Source organism: Pseudomonas sp. HP_12, from assembly GCF_055283955.1.
Genome location: NZ_JBTOQG010000012.1, coordinates 272,903 through 287,847, shown reverse-complemented (window position 1 = coordinate 287,847; position 14,945 = coordinate 272,903). Strand labels below are relative to the sequence as shown.

General features: G+C 60.9%; 13 protein-coding genes and 2 pseudogenes. 12 read left to right on the top strand and 3 right to left on the bottom strand.

From position 1 onward, the window contains the following. The first annotated feature begins 187 nt into the window (after nt 1–187). From ihfB to fabF, 9 genes and pseudogenes are all read left to right on the top strand, one after another. On the top strand, nt 188–487 hold the full coding sequence (gene ihfB, locus ACYASU_RS11315) for an integration host factor subunit beta (protein ID WP_037011901.1): 300 nt from the start codon (nt 188–190) through the stop codon (nt 485–487). Between the two features lie 17 nt (nt 488–504). Then, nucleotides 505–744: a lipopolysaccharide assembly protein LapA domain-containing protein gene (locus ACYASU_RS11310; RefSeq protein WP_463582843.1), complete on the top strand. Its 240-nt coding sequence runs from the start codon at nt 505–507 to the stop codon at nt 742–744. Between the two features lie 196 nt (nt 745–940). Then, nucleotides 941–2,314: a phosphohexomutase domain-containing protein gene (locus tag ACYASU_RS11305; RefSeq protein ID WP_463582842.1), complete on the top strand. Its 1,374-nt coding sequence runs from the start codon at nt 941–943 to the stop codon at nt 2,312–2,314. Nucleotides 2,315–2,437: 123 nt separating this feature from the next. Then, nucleotides 2,438–3,406, top strand: a complete 969-nt coding sequence (locus ACYASU_RS11300; RefSeq protein ID WP_463582841.1) for a UDP-glucose 4-epimerase family protein — start codon at nt 2,438–2,440, stop codon at nt 3,404–3,406. Beyond that, nucleotides 3,403–4,419, top strand: a complete 1,017-nt coding sequence (locus ACYASU_RS11295) for an MraY family glycosyltransferase (protein ID WP_463582920.1) — start codon at nt 3,403–3,405, stop codon at nt 4,417–4,419. The genes ACYASU_RS11300 and ACYASU_RS11295 overlap by 4 nt, the downstream gene beginning before the upstream one ends. 109 nt (nt 4,420–4,528) lie before the next feature. After that, nucleotides 4,529–6,523: a polysaccharide biosynthesis protein gene (locus ACYASU_RS11290; protein WP_407073233.1), complete on the top strand. Its 1,995-nt coding sequence runs from the start codon at nt 4,529–4,531 to the stop codon at nt 6,521–6,523. A 198-nt stretch (nt 6,524–6,721) separates the two neighbouring features. After that, nucleotides 6,722–7,066: a ComEA family DNA-binding protein gene (locus tag ACYASU_RS11285; protein WP_192172811.1), complete on the top strand. Its 345-nt coding sequence runs from the start codon at nt 6,722–6,724 to the stop codon at nt 7,064–7,066. Nucleotides 7,067–7,237: 171 nt separating this feature from the next. Then, nucleotides 7,238–8,041 (top strand): SDR family NAD(P)-dependent oxidoreductase, encoded by an 804-nt coding sequence (locus ACYASU_RS11280; RefSeq protein ID WP_463582840.1) that lies wholly within the window; start codon nt 7,238–7,240, stop codon nt 8,039–8,041. A 40-nt stretch (nt 8,042–8,081) separates the two neighbouring features. Beyond that, nucleotides 8,082–9,360 (top strand): annotated as a pseudogene (gene fabF / locus ACYASU_RS11275) (beta-ketoacyl-ACP synthase II). A gap of 57 nt (nt 9,361–9,417) precedes the next feature. Here fabF and ACYASU_RS11270 read toward each other — a convergent pair. Together ACYASU_RS11270 and dsbG are read right to left on the bottom strand one after the other, a co-directional pair. Then, nucleotides 9,418–9,981, bottom strand: coding sequence for a TetR/AcrR family transcriptional regulator (locus tag ACYASU_RS11270; RefSeq protein WP_463582839.1), 564 nt, complete (start codon nt 9,979–9,981; stop codon nt 9,418–9,420). Between the two features lie 140 nt (nt 9,982–10,121). Beyond that, nucleotides 10,122–10,478, bottom strand: a pseudogene (dsbG, locus tag ACYASU_RS11265) (thiol:disulfide interchange protein DsbG); the annotation flags it as partial. 186 nt (nt 10,479–10,664) lie between these two features. Between dsbG and ACYASU_RS11260 the strand changes: the two are divergent. Together ACYASU_RS11260 and ACYASU_RS11255 are read left to right on the top strand one after the other, a co-directional pair. Then, nucleotides 10,665–11,348 carry a response regulator gene (locus ACYASU_RS11260; protein ID WP_282367483.1) on the top strand — a complete coding sequence of 228 codons (684 nt, stop codon included), beginning with the start codon at nt 10,665–10,667 and terminating at the stop codon, nt 11,346–11,348. Then, on the top strand, nt 11,345–12,679 hold the full coding sequence (locus tag ACYASU_RS11255; RefSeq protein ID WP_463582838.1) for an ATP-binding protein: 1,335 nt from the start codon (nt 11,345–11,347) through the stop codon (nt 12,677–12,679). The genes ACYASU_RS11260 and ACYASU_RS11255 overlap by 4 nt, the downstream gene beginning before the upstream one ends. Before the next feature lie 70 nt (nt 12,680–12,749). Here ACYASU_RS11255 and ACYASU_RS11250 read toward each other — a convergent pair whose 3' ends face one another. Further along, nucleotides 12,750–13,199: an SgcJ/EcaC family oxidoreductase gene (locus ACYASU_RS11250; protein WP_463582837.1), complete on the bottom strand. Its 450-nt coding sequence runs from the start codon at nt 13,197–13,199 to the stop codon at nt 12,750–12,752. Between the two features lie 357 nt (nt 13,200–13,556). On the opposite strand from ACYASU_RS11250, the gene ACYASU_RS11245 reads away from it, so the two are divergent. After that, nucleotides 13,557–14,834: a serine/threonine transporter gene (locus ACYASU_RS11245; protein ID WP_463582836.1), complete on the top strand. Its 1,278-nt coding sequence runs from the start codon at nt 13,557–13,559 to the stop codon at nt 14,832–14,834. Nucleotides 14,835–14,945: the final 111 nt, after the last annotated feature.

Below are 14,945 nucleotides of genomic sequence, written 5' to 3'. Positions count from 1 at the left end.
TTGAAAAAGGGCGACTTCGGTCGCCCTTTTTTGTGGGCGGGTGTTTTTGCGCTGTGTTCGGCCAATGCCTGTTGAGGATGTTCAACCTCCGCTCATTTAAGTCTGGACATACTCTGTTCAAATCCTTCTGGTCATGCTAAAACCTTCAAAGCGCTTTACCTAGCTGCTTGAAAAAGAAGGGAAAAATATGACGAAGTCGGAGTTGATCGAACGAATTGTCACCCATCAAGGACTGCTCTCATCCAAGGATGTGGAGTTGGCCATCAAGACCATGCTCGAGCAGATGTCGCAGTGCCTTGCGACGGGCGACCGTATTGAAATACGCGGCTTCGGCAGCTTTTCCCTGCACTATCGCGCACCTCGCGTAGGCCGCAATCCGAAGACAGGTCAGTCTGTCAGCCTCGACGGCAAGTTCGTCCCTCACTTCAAACCAGGCAAAGAGCTCCGCGACCGGGTGAACGAAGAAGAGGAGCATGAGCTCCAATAGCTCTTTGAGGAGTTCTCATGCGAAATGTGAAGCGTCTGATCTTTCTGGCTATCGCCCTGTTGATCGCAGCGGTGATTGTCGTATTTGTGCTGGAAAACCAGCAGAACGTCGCCTTGGTGTTCTTTGGCTGGAATGCACCCGAGCTGCCGGTCGCCGTGCCGGTGATCTTTGCATTGCTGGTGGGCATGTTGATTGGCCCCCTTCTGGTTTCAGTCGCGCGTCTGCGCAGGAAACCCAAGGCGTCATGTCTACCTTGATAGAATCCCTGCGCGCCAGACACCTCAACGCTTGCGTTGAAGATAATTACAAGCGCACCTATAACTAATCTCCTTTTTCAATGCCTAACCCACGCCTCAAGCTTTCAGGCGCGAGGGTTGCGTGCAGTTCGTCATTCGAGCTGCTTCTACTGAACAGAGGAACCTTCGGGTTTTTTCGTCGCATAGGTTTTTACACATGAATTCCGACTATCCCGCTCTTCAGACTCGCTGTTTCAAGGCCTACGACATCCGTGGTCAGGTCCCCAATGACCTTGACGATGACATTGCATACCGCATCGGCCGGTCCATGGTGGTTGAACTGGGTGCCAAAAATATCGTAGTGGGCCGAGACATGCGTCTTGAAAGCCCGGCCCTGGCTCAGGCGTTGATCAAGGGCATTCAGGAAGCCGGCGCGGATGTCATCGACATCGGCCTGTGCGGCACCGAAGAAGTCTACTTTGCCACCAGCCACTACGATGCAGACGGCGGCGTGATGGTCACGGCCAGTCATAACCCGAAGGGTTATAACGGCATGAAACTGGTCCAGAAATCATCCCGTCCCATCAGTGGTGATACCGGCCTTGATGCCATTCGCCAGCGCGTGGATGCGGGCGACTTCGGTCAAGTGGCCGCTCAGCACGGCAGCGTTCAGTCCAAGCCGGACAAGACCGCCTACATCGAGCACCTGCTGACTTACGTCAAAGGTGCCGACCTCCGTCCATTGAAGATCCTCGCCGACCCGGGCAATGGCGCCGTCGGTCCCGCACTGGACGCGATCCGCTCCCAGCTGCCGTTCGAGTGGGTGATCATCAACGCCGAGCCGGATGGCAACTTTCCGAACGGCGTGCCGAACCCGCTGCTGCCGGAAAACCGCAGCATCACCCGCGACGCGCTGCTCAAGCACGGCTGCGATCTGGGCCTGGCGTGGGACGGCGATTTCGACCGCTGCTTCTTCTTTGACGAGCAAGGCCGTTTCGTCGAGGGCTACTACCTGGTGGGCCTGCTGGCCGAAATGCTGCTCAAGCAACACCCGGGTTCGAAAATCATTCACGACCCGCGCCTGACCTGGAACACCATCGATCAGGTCAAGCAGGCGGGCGGTACGCCGGTGCTGTGCAAAACCGGTCACGCGTTCATCAAGGAGCGCATGCGCCTGGAAGACGCCGTGTATGGCGGCGAAATGAGTGCTCACCACTACTTCCGCGATTTTGCCTACTGCGACAGCGGCATGATCCCGTGGCTGTTGGTCGCCGCGCTGATGTCGGTGTCCGGCAAGAAGTTCTCGCAACTGGTTGATGAACGCATGGCGGCCTACCCGTGCAGCGGCGAAATCAACTACAAGGTCGACGACGTCAAATCCATCATCGCCAAGATCCTGGAACACTACACGCCGTCTTGCTCGAACATCGACAGAACCGACGGCATCAGCCTTGAGTTCGACGAATGGCGCTTCAACCTGCGCGGCTCCAACACCGAGCCACTGCTGCGTCTGAACGTCGAGAGCCGTCGTGATCCCGCCCTTGTAGAAGCCAAGGTCAAAGAGATCGAAGCGCTGATCAACGGCAAGTGATGCACCGGGCGCGCGGTCCCTCTTGCTGATTGGCGGGGCCGCACGCCAATCGTCTACAATGGCGCCGCTGTTTCGCAGCGGCCGTCATGATGGACGGCGAATTCTTATGTGCATGGATCGGATATGACCAGAAAAATCCTGGTAACAGGGAGTTCGGGATTTTTGGGAACAGCGCTAGTTGACCACCTTGCACACCTGCCTGACGCGCACATTGTCGCGGTCAGCAGAGGGGCGACGCCCCATTCTTCTCCAAACGTGACGACGGCCATTGTTGCCGGGCTGACTGCCGACACCCCATGGCAGGAAGTTCTGCATGACGTCGACACGGTCGTTCACGCCGCAGCGCGGGTGCATGTCATGCACGACACCGCGGCCGATCCGCTTTCGCTGTACCGGGAGGTCAACACCCTCGGCACGCTGAATCTGGCTGAGCAGGCCGCCGCAGCAGGCGTCCGGCGTTTCATCTTCATCAGCACGATCAAGGTCAACGGTGAGTCCACCGCGCGGGGCGACTGCTTTCGTCTGGACGACGCGCCCAATCCGAGCGATCCCTACGCCATTTCCAAGCACGAAGCGGAACAAGGCCTTCTGGCCCTGGCCACGACCTCGGCAATGGAAGTGGTGATCATCCGCCCGGTGCTGGTTTACGGCCCCGGCGTCAAAGCCAACTTCCTGCAACTGATGCGCACGTTGCGCAAAGGCGTGCCGCTGCCGCTGGGCGCGGTGAACAACGCGCGCAGCCTGGTCTCGCTTGACAACCTGACCGACCTGATCCGCGTCTGCATCGATCATCCTGCCGCCGCGAATCAGGTCTTTCTGGTCAGCGATGGCCGGGACCTCTCCACGACCGAACTGGCCAGCCGCCTCAAGGCGCAGATGGGGGCATCCGGTTGGCTCATTCCCGTACCCGAATCCCTTATCATGCTCGGCGCCACACTGTTGGGTCGCAAATCGGCGGCCGAGCGTGTGCTGGGTTCGCTGCGCGTGGACATCAGTAAAACCCGCGAGCGGTTGCAGTGGCAGCCGCCGGTGTCGGTAGAGGACGGCCTCAAGAAGACCGTCGAGCATTTTCGGGTGACGGATCGAGCATGAATTATTGGTGGGTCGCGGTTGCGGTTGTCGTGTTTTCGTTTGCGCTGACGCATGTATTGCGACGCTATGCGCTGCACAAAAGCTTGCTTGATATCCCGAACGGTAGAAGCTCTCACACCCTTCCGACGCCACGGGGCGGCGGCGTGGCGATTGTCATCAGTTATCTGGTCGCGCTGGTCTGGATGCTATGGGCGGGGCTGATGGGCCGCGACCTGTTCCTGGCCATGTTCGGCGCGGGCGCGTTGATCGCGGCGCTGGGGTTTCTCGACGATCACGGCCATATCGCCGCGCGATGGCGCCTGCTGGGGCATTTTTTCGCAGCGGCGTGGGCGTTGTTCTGGTTAGGCGGCCTTCCGGCAATCAGCGTGTTCGGGATGACGCTCGATCCGGGCTTGATCGTTAACGTGCTGACGGCGTTCTACCTGGTGTGGCTGCTCAATCTGTATAACTTCATGGACGGCATCGACGGCATCGCCAGCGTAGAGGCAATCTGTGTCTGCGTTGGCGCTGCGATCATCTACGCCCTGAGCGGCGTTGCCACTCTGGTGTGGCTGCCGATCCTGTTGGCGTGCGCCGTCGCGGGCTTTCTGTTCTGGAATTTTCCTCCGGCGAAGATCTTCATGGGCGACGCCGGCAGCGGATTCCTCGGCATCATGCTCGGTTGTCTGTCACTGCAGGGCGCGTGGATTTCCTCGCAGTTCTTGTGGGTATGGCTTATTCTCCTCGGGGTTTTCATCGTAGACGCTACAGTAACCCTCATCCGTCGGCTCTTTCGGGGCGACAAGGTCTATGAGGCGCACAGAAGTCACGCTTATCAATTCGCCTCGCGACGTTTTGGCAAGCACCTTCCGGTGACGTCCGCAGTCGGTGTAATCAATCTGTGCTGGCTGTTGCCGGTCGCTGTGTGTGTCGTCCGTTTCGGGCTGGATGGCGCACTCGGCGTGATCATTGCTTACGCTCCATTGCTCGCTCTGACAGTCATCTTCAAAGCAGGGGCGCTTGAAAAGGGCTGAGCCTGGACATTGGCGCTGATGCTGTTGATCCGATTCCCCCGCGGGGCAGGAATCAATGGCCGGTGCAGGGGTCGACTGAAAGGAGTTTGAACGCGTGCTTGAGGGGATGATGGGAAAAATACGCACTTCGCTGCTGGCGCTGCCTCGCCGGCACAAGCGGATCATGCAGGTCGCCGCAGACGTCTGTCTGATCTGGTTCGCGTTGTGGATGGCGTTTGTCGTCCGTCTGGGCATCGATGAACTCATCAACCCCCTGGAAATCCATACCTGGCTGTTCGCAAGCGCGCCCGTGGTGGCGATCCCGTTGTTCATTCGTTTCGGCATGTACCGCGCGGTGATGCGCTATTTCGGCAACGACGCGCTGATCGCGATCATCAAAGCCGTCAGCCTGTCGGCCCTGATTCTCGGGGTCGTGGTCTATCTCTACAGCAACCACCAGCATGTGGTGCCGCGATCGGTGATGTTCAATTACTGGTGGCTGAGCATGGTCATGATCGGCGGCCTGCGCCTGGCGATGCGTCAGTATTTTCTCGGTGACTGGTTTTCTGCCGCTCGCCATGTGCCCTTTGCAACCCGCGACGATGGCCTGCCAAAAGTCGCCATCTACGGTGCCGGCGCAGCAGGTAACCAGTTGGTCGCTGCACTGCGCATGGGCCGGTCGATGCGTCCGGTAGCGTTCATCGATGACGACGACTCGATCTCCAATCGGGTCATTTCCGGGCTGCTGGTCTATAAGCCCAAGCACATTCAGCAGATGATCGACGTCACCGGCGCCCAGGAAATCCTGCTGGCGATTCCGTCGTCGGCCCGAGCCCGTCGCCGGGAAATCCTCGGCTTCCTGGAAGGCTTCCCGCTGCATGTTCGCAGCGTACCGAATTTCTCTGATCTGGCGGCTGGTCGAGTGAAGGTTGACGATCTCCAGGAAGTCGACATCGCCGACCTGCTCGGGCGCGACGCCGTGCCAGCGCAAGAGGAACTGCTCGAACACTGCATCAAGAACCAGTGCGTACTGGTCACCGGGGCCGGGGGGTCGATCGGTTCGGAGCTGTGCCGGCAAATCCTGCTGTTGAAGCCGACCACGCTGTTGCTGCTCGATCACAGCGAATTCAACCTGTACACGATTCTTACCGAGCTGGAGCGGCGGGTGGCCCGCGAGTCGCTCAAGGTCAAACTGCTGCCGATCCTGGGCTCCATTCGCAATCACGCCAAGCTGCTGGATGTGATGAAGACCTGGCAGGTCAACACCGTGTACCACGCGGCGGCCTACAAGCATGTGCCGATGGTCGAGCACAATATCGCCGAAGGCGTGCTCAACAACGTGGTCGGTACGCTTAACGCGGCCCAAGCGGCGCTGCAGGCGGGCGTGGCCAACTTCGTGCTGATTTCCACCGACAAGGCCGTGCGCCCGACCAATGTGATGGGCAGCACCAAGCGCCTGGCCGAGCTGACGCTGCAGGCACTGAGCCGAGAGACCGCGCCGGTGATGTTCGGTGACCGCTCCAATGTGCATCAGGTCAACAAGACGCGATTCATCATGGTGCGGTTCGGCAACGTACTGGGTTCATCCGGCTCGGTGATCCCGCTGTTCCATCAGCAGATCAAATCCGGTGGCCCGCTGACGGTGACGCACCCGAAAATCACCCGCTACTTCATGACCATCCCGGAAGCGGCGCAGTTGGTGATCCAGGCCGGCTCCATGGGGCAGGGCGGCGACGTGTTCGTGCTCGACATGGGCGAGCCGGTGCGCATCATCGAACTGGCCGAGAAAATGGTGCACCTGTCGGGCCTGAGCATCCGCTCGGAGCACAATCCCCAGGGCGACATTGCCATTGAGTTCACCGGTCTGCGGCCTGGCGAGAAGCTCTATGAGGAGCTGTTGATCGGCAACAACGTGGCGGCGACTCGCCACCCGATGATCATGAGCGCGCAGGAAGACTTTCTGTCGTGGGACGTCTTCAAGCAGAGCCTCTCGCAGCTGCTCAAGGCACTGGACGACGACGATTACACCCGCGTTCGGCAGATCCTCGGCGACACCGTCGCTGGCTATGCGCCAGAGGGCGATATCGTCGACTGGATTCATCAGCAGCGTCGCCGGGAACCGTAGACGCTCGCGTTCCGGAAACCTTTTCTTACGCAGCGACATGGGGCACTGAAACGAGCGCGAGGCCCGGCTTTAGGGGGCCTGCGAGTCAGTACATATTCGGTCACCGATCCCTGCGTTGACGGTCTGTCGCCATCGGCTAGGTTTGGGAAGCAGCTCAGGAATGCTGCTTCCACTTACGATGCCCATGGAGCATGACTCATGCGTACTTCTTATCTGTCCTCCCTGATCTTCGCGCTGCTGGCGGGTACGTCCCTCGCTGTGACTGCCGCGCCTTCTGCCACCCCTGCCGTCACCCCGGCAGACGCCACCCAACCTGCCATTTCCGCGCCAGCGGGTGCGCAGGGCTCAAAGGTTAATCTTAACGCCGCGAGTGCGGAAACCCTTCAGAAAGAGCTGTCCGGGATTGGCGCAGCCAAAGCCAACGCCATCGTTGCTTACCGTGAAGAACACGGCGGATTCACGGCCGTGGATGAGTTGATCGAAGTGAAGGGCATCGGCAAGGCGCTGCTGGACAAGAACCGCGACAAGCTGGCAATTGACTGAGACCCCATGAGCTCAAGGCCGATCTTTTGATCGGTCTTTTTTATGTCCGTCATGGCTCCAGGCGCACCGTTTACCTATCAAAATAGAAAAATGTCGACCGACATATTATTTTTTAAATTACGGGCGTAATATCCTTCCGCAGCTACGCTCACTTTCCCACGGAGAACGTTCATGACTACTCAGACTCAAGGCAAAGCTGTCATCACCGGCGCGTCGTCGGGCATTGGCTTCACCTATGCGGACCGCCTGGCGCAGCGCGGATTTGATCTGCTGCTGGTGGCCCGTGACCAGTCGCGACTGGAAGCACTGGCGACGGATCTGCGCGCCAAACATTCGATCAATGTCGAGGTGATCAAAGCCGACTTGACCCAGCCCGTCGATGTCAGCGTCCTCGAGCAGCGTCTGCGCTCGGACGCATCGCTCACGCTGCTGGTGAACAACGCCGGGGTTGCGCTAAGCACGCCCCTTGCCGAATCGGATCTGGGCGAAGTGGACCGCCTGATTCAACTCAACATCGTTGCGCTGACCCATCTGGCCTCCGCCGCAGCCGCCGGTTTTGCGGCGCGCGGTACCGGAGGGATCATCAATATTGCGTCGGTGGTGCCACTGTTGCCGGAGCGCTTCAACGCGGTGTACGCCGCCAGCAAGGCTTATGTGTTGAGCCTGACCCAGTCGCTCGCCGCCGAGATGAGCGAAAAGGGCGTGCAGGTTCAAGCCGTGCTGCCCGGCGCCACTCGCACTGAAATCTGGGAGCGCGCCGGTCTGGACATCAACGCCTTCCCGCCGGAAATGGTCATGGACGTCAACGAAATGGTCGACGCTTCGCTGGCCGGGTTCGATCAGAAAGAGCTGATCACCATTCCATCGTTGCCGGATGCCGCTGACTGGCAGGCCTTCACCCAGGCACGCCTGGCGCTGGGCCCGAATCTGTCGCTGCAGCACGCGGCGCAACGTTATAAAACGGCTGGCGCTTAACGGTGTCGGCGACTGCCAAAAATGAGGAAAAGGTGAACCCATGAGCGAGCGTCGCATCGTAGTGACGGGTATGGGGCTGGTGACGCCATTGGGCTCCGGCGTCGAAGCGGTATGGAAGCGATTGCTTGAAGGCCGCTCGGGCATTGTGCAGTTGCCTGAGCAGACGGTGGCTGACCTGGCAGGCAAGGTCGGCGGCCCGGTGCCGACCCTGGAGCAAGACCCTGAAGCCGGGTTCGACGCTGACGCTGCCGCGCCGCCCAAGGAGCAGAAGAAGATGGACCGCTTCATCCTGTTTGCCCTGGGCGCTGCGCAGCAGGCGGTCAAACAGGCAGGCTGGGCGCCATCGACTGAAGAGGATCGGGAGCGTACTGCGACCATCATTGGCGCCGGCGTAGGTGGTTTTGGTGCCATCGCCGAGGCGGTTCGCATTGCGGATACCCGTGGGCCGCGGCGGTTGTCGCCGTTCACCATTCCTTCGTTTCTGGTCAATCTGGCGGCCGGGCATGTGTCAATCCAGCACGGTTTCAAAGGCCCGCTGGGCGCGCCGGTGACGGCATGTGCGGCGGGCGTTCAGGCGATTGGCGATGCCGCGCGGCTGATCCGCAACGGGGAAGCGGATGTGGCCATCTGCGGTGGCGCCGAAGCCTGTATCGATCGCGTCGCCTTGGGTGGTTTCGCTGCCGCGCGGGCGCTTTCCAATGGCTTCAATGACACACCGGAGCGCGCCTCACGGCCCTTCGACCGTGACCGCGACGGCTTCGTCATGGGCGAGGGCGCGGGGATCATCGTCATCGAAACACTGGAGCACGCACGCACTCGCTCGCGGTGCAACGCCCATCGTTGAACTGGTCGGTTACGGCACCAGCGCGGACGCCTATCACCTGACGGCCGGGCCTGAAGATGGCAGTGGCGCGCGTCGGGCGATGCAGGCAGCGATTCGGCAGGCCGGCATTCAGCCCTCCGATGTCCAGCACGTCAACGCCCATGCCACGTCCACCCCGGTGGGCGACAAGGGTGAAATGGCCGCGATCAAAACGGTGTTCGGCGACCAGAATGGCGTCGCGGTGACGTCGACCAAATCAGCCACCGGGCACTTGCTTGGCGCTGCGGGCGGCATCGAAGCGATTTTCACGGCGTTGGCGATTCGCGATCAGATCGCGCCGATGACGCTGAATCTGGAGAACCCTGATGAGGCGGCGGCAGGCATCGACATCGTCCACGGCAAGGCACGCCCGATGGACATCGAGTACGCCCTGTCGAACGGGTTTGGCTTCGGCGGTGTGAACGCCAGCGTGCTGTTTCGTCGCTGGCATCCCTGAGCGGTGCTGAGACAAGCAAGACACTCCCCTGCCGCGAGAAGGGCAGGGAAGTGAGCGTCAGCCTTCGATCAGTTGCTTGAGCTGATCGCGGGTGGTTTCAAGAATCCGCTCGGCCAGCGCCGGATCCTTTGCGCTGCGCGCCAGCACCATTGCCCCCACCAGCCCGGACATGAGCATCACGCTCTTGTCGCTGTTTTGCCCATCGGCTGGCATTCCTGCTTCGAGGGTGGCGAGCATGCGGTTGATCAACTCGTCGGTAATCTCGCTCGGTTGCCCGCGCTGGCCCAGCTCGGACGCCATGGTCGGCAATGGGCAGCCCTTTTCCGGGTGATCACGATGGGCGCTCGACAGGTACGCATCGATGAACGCCTGGGTCGAACTGTCCTCGGCCATTTTCTCGGCACGTGAGGCGTACAACTGGTCAACAGCGCAGCGCAGCGACTTTTCGACCAAGTCGTCCTTGGATTTGAAATGGGCATAAAAACCGCCGTGGGTCAGGCCCAATGCCTTCATCAACGGTTGCAAACCGGTGGCGCCGATGCCGTCACGGCGAAAGCGCGCGGCGGCTTCCTGAAGGATGCGCTGGTGGGTCTGGGCTTTGTGATCTTCGGCGTAACGCATGGAGCGAGCCTCCTGACTGTGGCTCTTGAAATGGTGATCGACATTTTTACACGGATGACCCGCCGGCGCAGTACCCACGTTGTCACGCGTGTCGCCACCGGTCAGAAGGCCCCACGCCAGACGGCCTCACTCATGCGCAGCTATTTGGGACCCATCATCTTCGCCAGTGCCTCAGGCCGGGGCGCGCCTTGTTGCTGCTGGAGATGTCCGGCCTCATCTTTGTAGAAGATCGACGGGGTGGCTGACAGGCCCATGTCTTCCATCAGTTTCATGTTGGCGTCGAGTTTGGCCTGGATGTCTTTGGGAATGTTCTGCATGGCCTTGAGCGTGCTGGCTTTGCCCGCCTGTTCGTGGTTCTGCAAGGCCACTTCCGGGTTCGCGTCGGCCAGCAGGCTCGCGGCTTTGGCGGCGCTGTCTTCGCGAATCACGCCGACCATGATGTGACGCAATTGCACGTTGCCGGACTTCACCCAGGGCCGCGCCTGCTCCCAGAACAGGTAGGAGGCAGACATGCGCTGATGCTGCGGGATGAGTGTGTGCAGCGCGTGCTCGGTTGCCCGATGCTGAGCAGCGGCGATTAACAGTCGATTAACCCTACGGGGCGCGTCGCGTCTGCGGCGGCTGGTGCATAATCCGCCGTTAATCCCTCTGCGCTTCAATCGCCTTTTTTTTCGGGGCCGACCATGCACGTACTGCTTTGTGAAGACGACGACCTGATTGCCAGCGGCATCGTAGCGGGCCTCGACGCCCAGGGCCTGACGGTGGATCGCGTGGCCACGGCCTCGTCGGCGCGGGCGATGCTGTCGGCCGCACATTTCGACGTGATGATTCTCGACCTCGGCCTGCCCGATGAAGATGGCCTGAAGCTGTTGCGGCAGTTGCGACAGCAGGGGGTCGAAATCCCGGTGCTGATTCTCACTGCTCGCGATACAGTGACCGACCGCGTCGACGGCTTACAGGCCGGGGCGGACGATTACCTGCTCAAGCCCTTCGACCTGCGTGAACTCAGCGCGCGCCTGCACACCTTGGTGCGCCGCATGGCCGGGCGCAGCGTCAACGTAATCGAACACGGCGTGCTCAGCTACGACCCGAGCAGCCGGGAAACCCGCCTTGCCGGTCAGCCGGTTGATCTCTCCCGCCGTGAACAGGCCTTGCTGCAAGCGTTGCTCAACAACAGCGGCCGCGTGCTTTCTGGCGAACAGTTAAAGGACTGCGTGTACGGCTTCGGCGACGAAGTCGAGAGCAACGCCCTTAACGTTCACATTCACCACCTGCGGCGCAAACTGGGCGGCCGGATCATCGAAACCGTGCGGGGTCTGGGCTATCGCCTCGGCCCGGCCGGCCTTGATTCGGAGTCAGCGCCATGATGAGCCTGCGCACGCGGCTGAGTCTGATCCTGGGCTCGGCGTTCATTCTGATCTGGGTGCTGGCCGCAGTGTGGATGCTGAGGGACTTGCGCACGCAGATGATGCAATCCCTTGATCAACGCCTTGAGGCCTCGGCGCGCATGGTGGCCGGGCTGCTCGAACAGATGCAGATGCTCACCGGCAGTGAAACCCGCTCGCTGCGGGCGGACGATCCGGCGCTGCCCAGTGGCATGGCCTGTCAGCTGAGTTCCCTGCGCGGGCAGGTGCTGGCGCGCACCGACAGCTCGCCGAGCGAACCGCTGAAGGCCGACGCCAGCGGCTTCCATGACCAGATGATCAACGGCGACCACTGGCGCGTGTACACGATGATGCATGACAACGTGCGGGTGACCACCGCCGACCGGCAGATCGAGCGCGACGTGCTGGGGCATTCGGTGCTCCTCGCCGCATCGGTGCCGGTGCTGGTCGCGCTGTTCGGCAGCCTGGCGCTGGTCTGGTTCGGCATCGGCCGGGGGCTGGCGCCGCTCAACCGCATGCGCGACGCCTTGAATCGGCACAGCGCCGACTCGGTCGAACCGCTGGAGGTGCCGAACCTGCCCAGCGAGTTGCAGCCGCTGCTGGTCAGCCAGAATCAGCTGTTTCAGCGCATCGCCCAGACCCTGGAGCGCGAGCGGCGGCTGACCGGGGACGCTGCCCATGAACTGCGCAGCCCGCTCACGGCCATCAAGACCCATCTGCAGGTGGCACGCATGACCGACGGCCAGAAGCGCGACACGGCGCTGGCCCATGCGGAGGAGGGCGCCGACCGGATGCACCGCACCCTCGAACAGCTGCTGCTGTTGGCGCGGGTCGAGGGCAGCCTGTCGTTTGACGACGGCGTGCAGTGCGATGCCGAGCAGGTCGCGCGTTTGGCCATTCACGATGCCAGTCACGGCGACGAACAGCGCATCGAACTGATCCTGCCCTCGCAGTTGTCCCGCGCCGCCGTGCAGATGCCGGCGGCACTGGCGGTCGCCGCGTTGCGCAATCTGCTGGACAACGCCCTGCGCCACAGCCAGGCCGATGCGAAGGTGGAACTGAGTGTCGAAACCTTCGACGGGCAGGCCCATTTCCGCGTTCGCGATCACGGCCCCGGCATTCCCGAGCCGGACCTGGACAAGCTCACCCAGCGCTTCTGGCGCAACGGCAAGAGCCCCGGCGCCGGGCTGGGTTTGGCGATTGTTCAGGCCATTGTTCAGCGTTGCGCGTGCTCGCTGCGCTTTGACAGCCGTCACGACGGTTTGCGGGTGGAGCTGAGCATGCCGTTGCGGCGGGATGTCGCAGGCGAGTGACGTGTGGGAAGGGTCTGAAAGTGGAGTCGGCCGACGTTGGACGCCAGGCCGAGGGTTTGCTGAATGTTCGCTACTCCGGCATGGCCGAAGAGTGGTGGGAGGTAATCAGCCATTGGTTATTCACAAGTGCGTAAGTAAAGGTGTAACGCGCCTGGACTTCTGAATCGTCGCTGAAACGAAACGTGTAAAGGCCGGTATCGATTGCACTGTTGCAACTTGTAATAACAGTGCTGCTGTCGAGGGTGCCGACCGGTTTGTTTTTAAGGAAGTGATTGAAGTAATCGACTTTACCGGCAAGGTCTGTTCTGGGCCGGTTGGAGAGGGTCGGCAACAGCACCGCGTCTGGCGTGTAGTTCGCGGCGACCTTTCCGGAATCGCCAGTCTGCAGTGCGTTGTTCCATCGGTCGAACAGGATTTTCGCTTGTTGCTCATCAAGTGTTGCGCATTGTGCGGGAGCGTTGTTTGCACTCGCGTAAGTGCTTGCAGTGAGCAAAGTGATGACGGCAAAAGTCTTGAGCACGCGTTACCTTCCATGGGCGGTTGAATGTGGGTCGAGAGCCTAATGGAGGGTTAACGGAAGTTGTACTCCCATGGATTTACAATACGTTTCGCACACTAATTCGTCCGTTTTCGGTGTGGGAATTGTCTGGTTTGTTAGGTAAGAAGCGTTGCTGATTTGTGCAGGAAGTTAAGCTGGTTTGTAACTTCCATCATCCGGCCCCGCAGGCTTTTGGTCCGACAAGCCTTTGATTCTGGTCTCTAATCCCGGACAATCGCGCCCCTTTCCCTGTAGAGAACCGGTCAGGGGCGCCGACTGCCACGTTTTTCGACGCGCTTTTGACCATGTAGCTATCACCGGCAACGGAGAATCGACCGGATGAATGATCAGGCCAACAGCGTCGAACACACCGTCGACGCCGCACCCGCGAGCGTGACTACCTGGAACCGCAACGACACCACCTGGACGCTCGGACTGTTCGGCACCGCCATCGGCGCGGGCACGTTGTTTCTGCCGATCAACGCGGGTATCGGCGGGTTCTGGCCGCTGGTGATTCTGGCCCTGCTGGCCTTCCCGATGACCTTCTATGCGCACCGCGGGCTGACCCGGTTCGTGCTCTCGGGCCGCGATGGCGCGGACATCACCGAGGTGGTCGAGCAGCATTTCGGCAAGAAAGCCGGTGCCCTGATCACGCTGCTGTATTTCTTCGCCGTGTTTCCGATCCTGCTGATCTACAGCGTGGCGCTGACCAACACGGTCGGCAGTTTCATGGAGCACCAACTGCACGTGCAGCCGCCGCCGCGAGCGCTGCTGGCGTTCGTGCTGATCCTCGGCCTGCTGGCGGTGGTACGTTGCGGTGAGCAGATCATCGTCAAGGCCATGAGCCTGATGGTGTACCCGTTTATCGTGGCCTTGCTGTTCCTCGCGGTGTTCCTGATTCCCCACTGGAACGGCGGCATTCTCACCACGGCAAGCAGCCTTCCGGCGCCTTCGGCGCTGCTGCACACGCTGTGGCTGGCGATTCCGGTGATGGTGTTCTCGTTCAACCACTCACCCATCATTTCGGCCTTTGCCGTCGACCAGAAGCGCCAGTATGGCGAGCAGGCCGAACCCCGTAGCGCGCAGATCCTGGCCCGTGCCCATCTGCTGATGGTGGTCATGGTGCTGTTTTTTGTCTTCAGCTGCGTGCTGACCCTGGCGCCGGAGCAACTGGCGGAAGCCAAGGCGCAGAACCTGTCGATCCTGTCCTATCTGGCCAACCATTTCAGCAACCCGACCATCGCGTTTGCGGCGCCGTTGATTGCTTTCGTTGCAATCACCAAGTCGTTCCTGGGCCACTACATCGGCGCCAGCGAAGGCCTCAAAGGTCTGGTGATAAAGACCGGCCGCCGTCCTTCGCCACGTACGCTCGATCGGCTGACCGCAGGCTTCATGCTGGTGGTCTGCTGGCTGGTGGCAACCCTCAACCCAAGCATTCTCGGGATGATCGAAACCCTCGGCGGCCCGGTGATTGCGGCGCTGCTGTTCCTCATGCCGATGTACGCCGTGCGCAACGTGCCCGCCATGCGCCGCTATGCGGGAAAACTGTCGAACGTGTTTGTGGTGGTGATAGGGTTGATCTCGATCTCGGCGCTGGTTTATTCGTTGATGCAGTGAAGTCGAGACGGGGTAGTGTGGCTGGCGCGATATGTGTGTGAGCTTGCTCAAGAAGACGGCATTTCTGCTGCTGGAAATTCGGCGGATGTACCGGCCTCTTCGCGAGCAAGC

What these genes read in the sequence shown, in the direction of transcription:
- ihfB (WP_037011901.1), top strand. Translation starts at nt 188, where the DNA reads ATGACGAAGTCGGAGTTGATCGAACGAATTGTCACCCATCAAGGACTG.
- ACYASU_RS11310 (WP_463582843.1), top strand. Translation starts at nt 505, where the DNA reads ATGCGAAATGTGAAGCGTCTGATCTTTCTGGCTATCGCCCTGTTGATC.
- ACYASU_RS11305 (WP_463582842.1), top strand. Translation starts at nt 941, where the DNA reads ATGAATTCCGACTATCCCGCTCTTCAGACTCGCTGTTTCAAGGCCTAC.
- ACYASU_RS11300 (WP_463582841.1), top strand. Translation starts at nt 2,438, where the DNA reads ATGACCAGAAAAATCCTGGTAACAGGGAGTTCGGGATTTTTGGGAACA.
- ACYASU_RS11295 (WP_463582920.1), top strand. Translation starts at nt 3,403, where the DNA reads ATGAATTATTGGTGGGTCGCGGTTGCGGTTGTCGTGTTTTCGTTTGCG.
- ACYASU_RS11290 (WP_407073233.1), top strand. Translation starts at nt 4,529, where the DNA reads ATGGGAAAAATACGCACTTCGCTGCTGGCGCTGCCTCGCCGGCACAAG.
- ACYASU_RS11285 (WP_192172811.1), top strand. Translation starts at nt 6,722, where the DNA reads ATGCGTACTTCTTATCTGTCCTCCCTGATCTTCGCGCTGCTGGCGGGT.
- ACYASU_RS11280 (WP_463582840.1), top strand. Translation starts at nt 7,238, where the DNA reads ATGACTACTCAGACTCAAGGCAAAGCTGTCATCACCGGCGCGTCGTCG.
- ACYASU_RS11270 (WP_463582839.1), bottom strand. Translation starts at nt 9,981, where the DNA reads ATGCGTTACGCCGAAGATCACAAAGCCCAGACCCACCAGCGCATCCTT.
- ACYASU_RS11260 (WP_282367483.1), top strand. Translation starts at nt 10,665, where the DNA reads ATGCACGTACTGCTTTGTGAAGACGACGACCTGATTGCCAGCGGCATC.
- ACYASU_RS11255 (WP_463582838.1), top strand. Translation starts at nt 11,345, where the DNA reads ATGATGAGCCTGCGCACGCGGCTGAGTCTGATCCTGGGCTCGGCGTTC.
- ACYASU_RS11245 (WP_463582836.1), top strand. Translation starts at nt 13,557, where the DNA reads ATGAATGATCAGGCCAACAGCGTCGAACACACCGTCGACGCCGCACCC.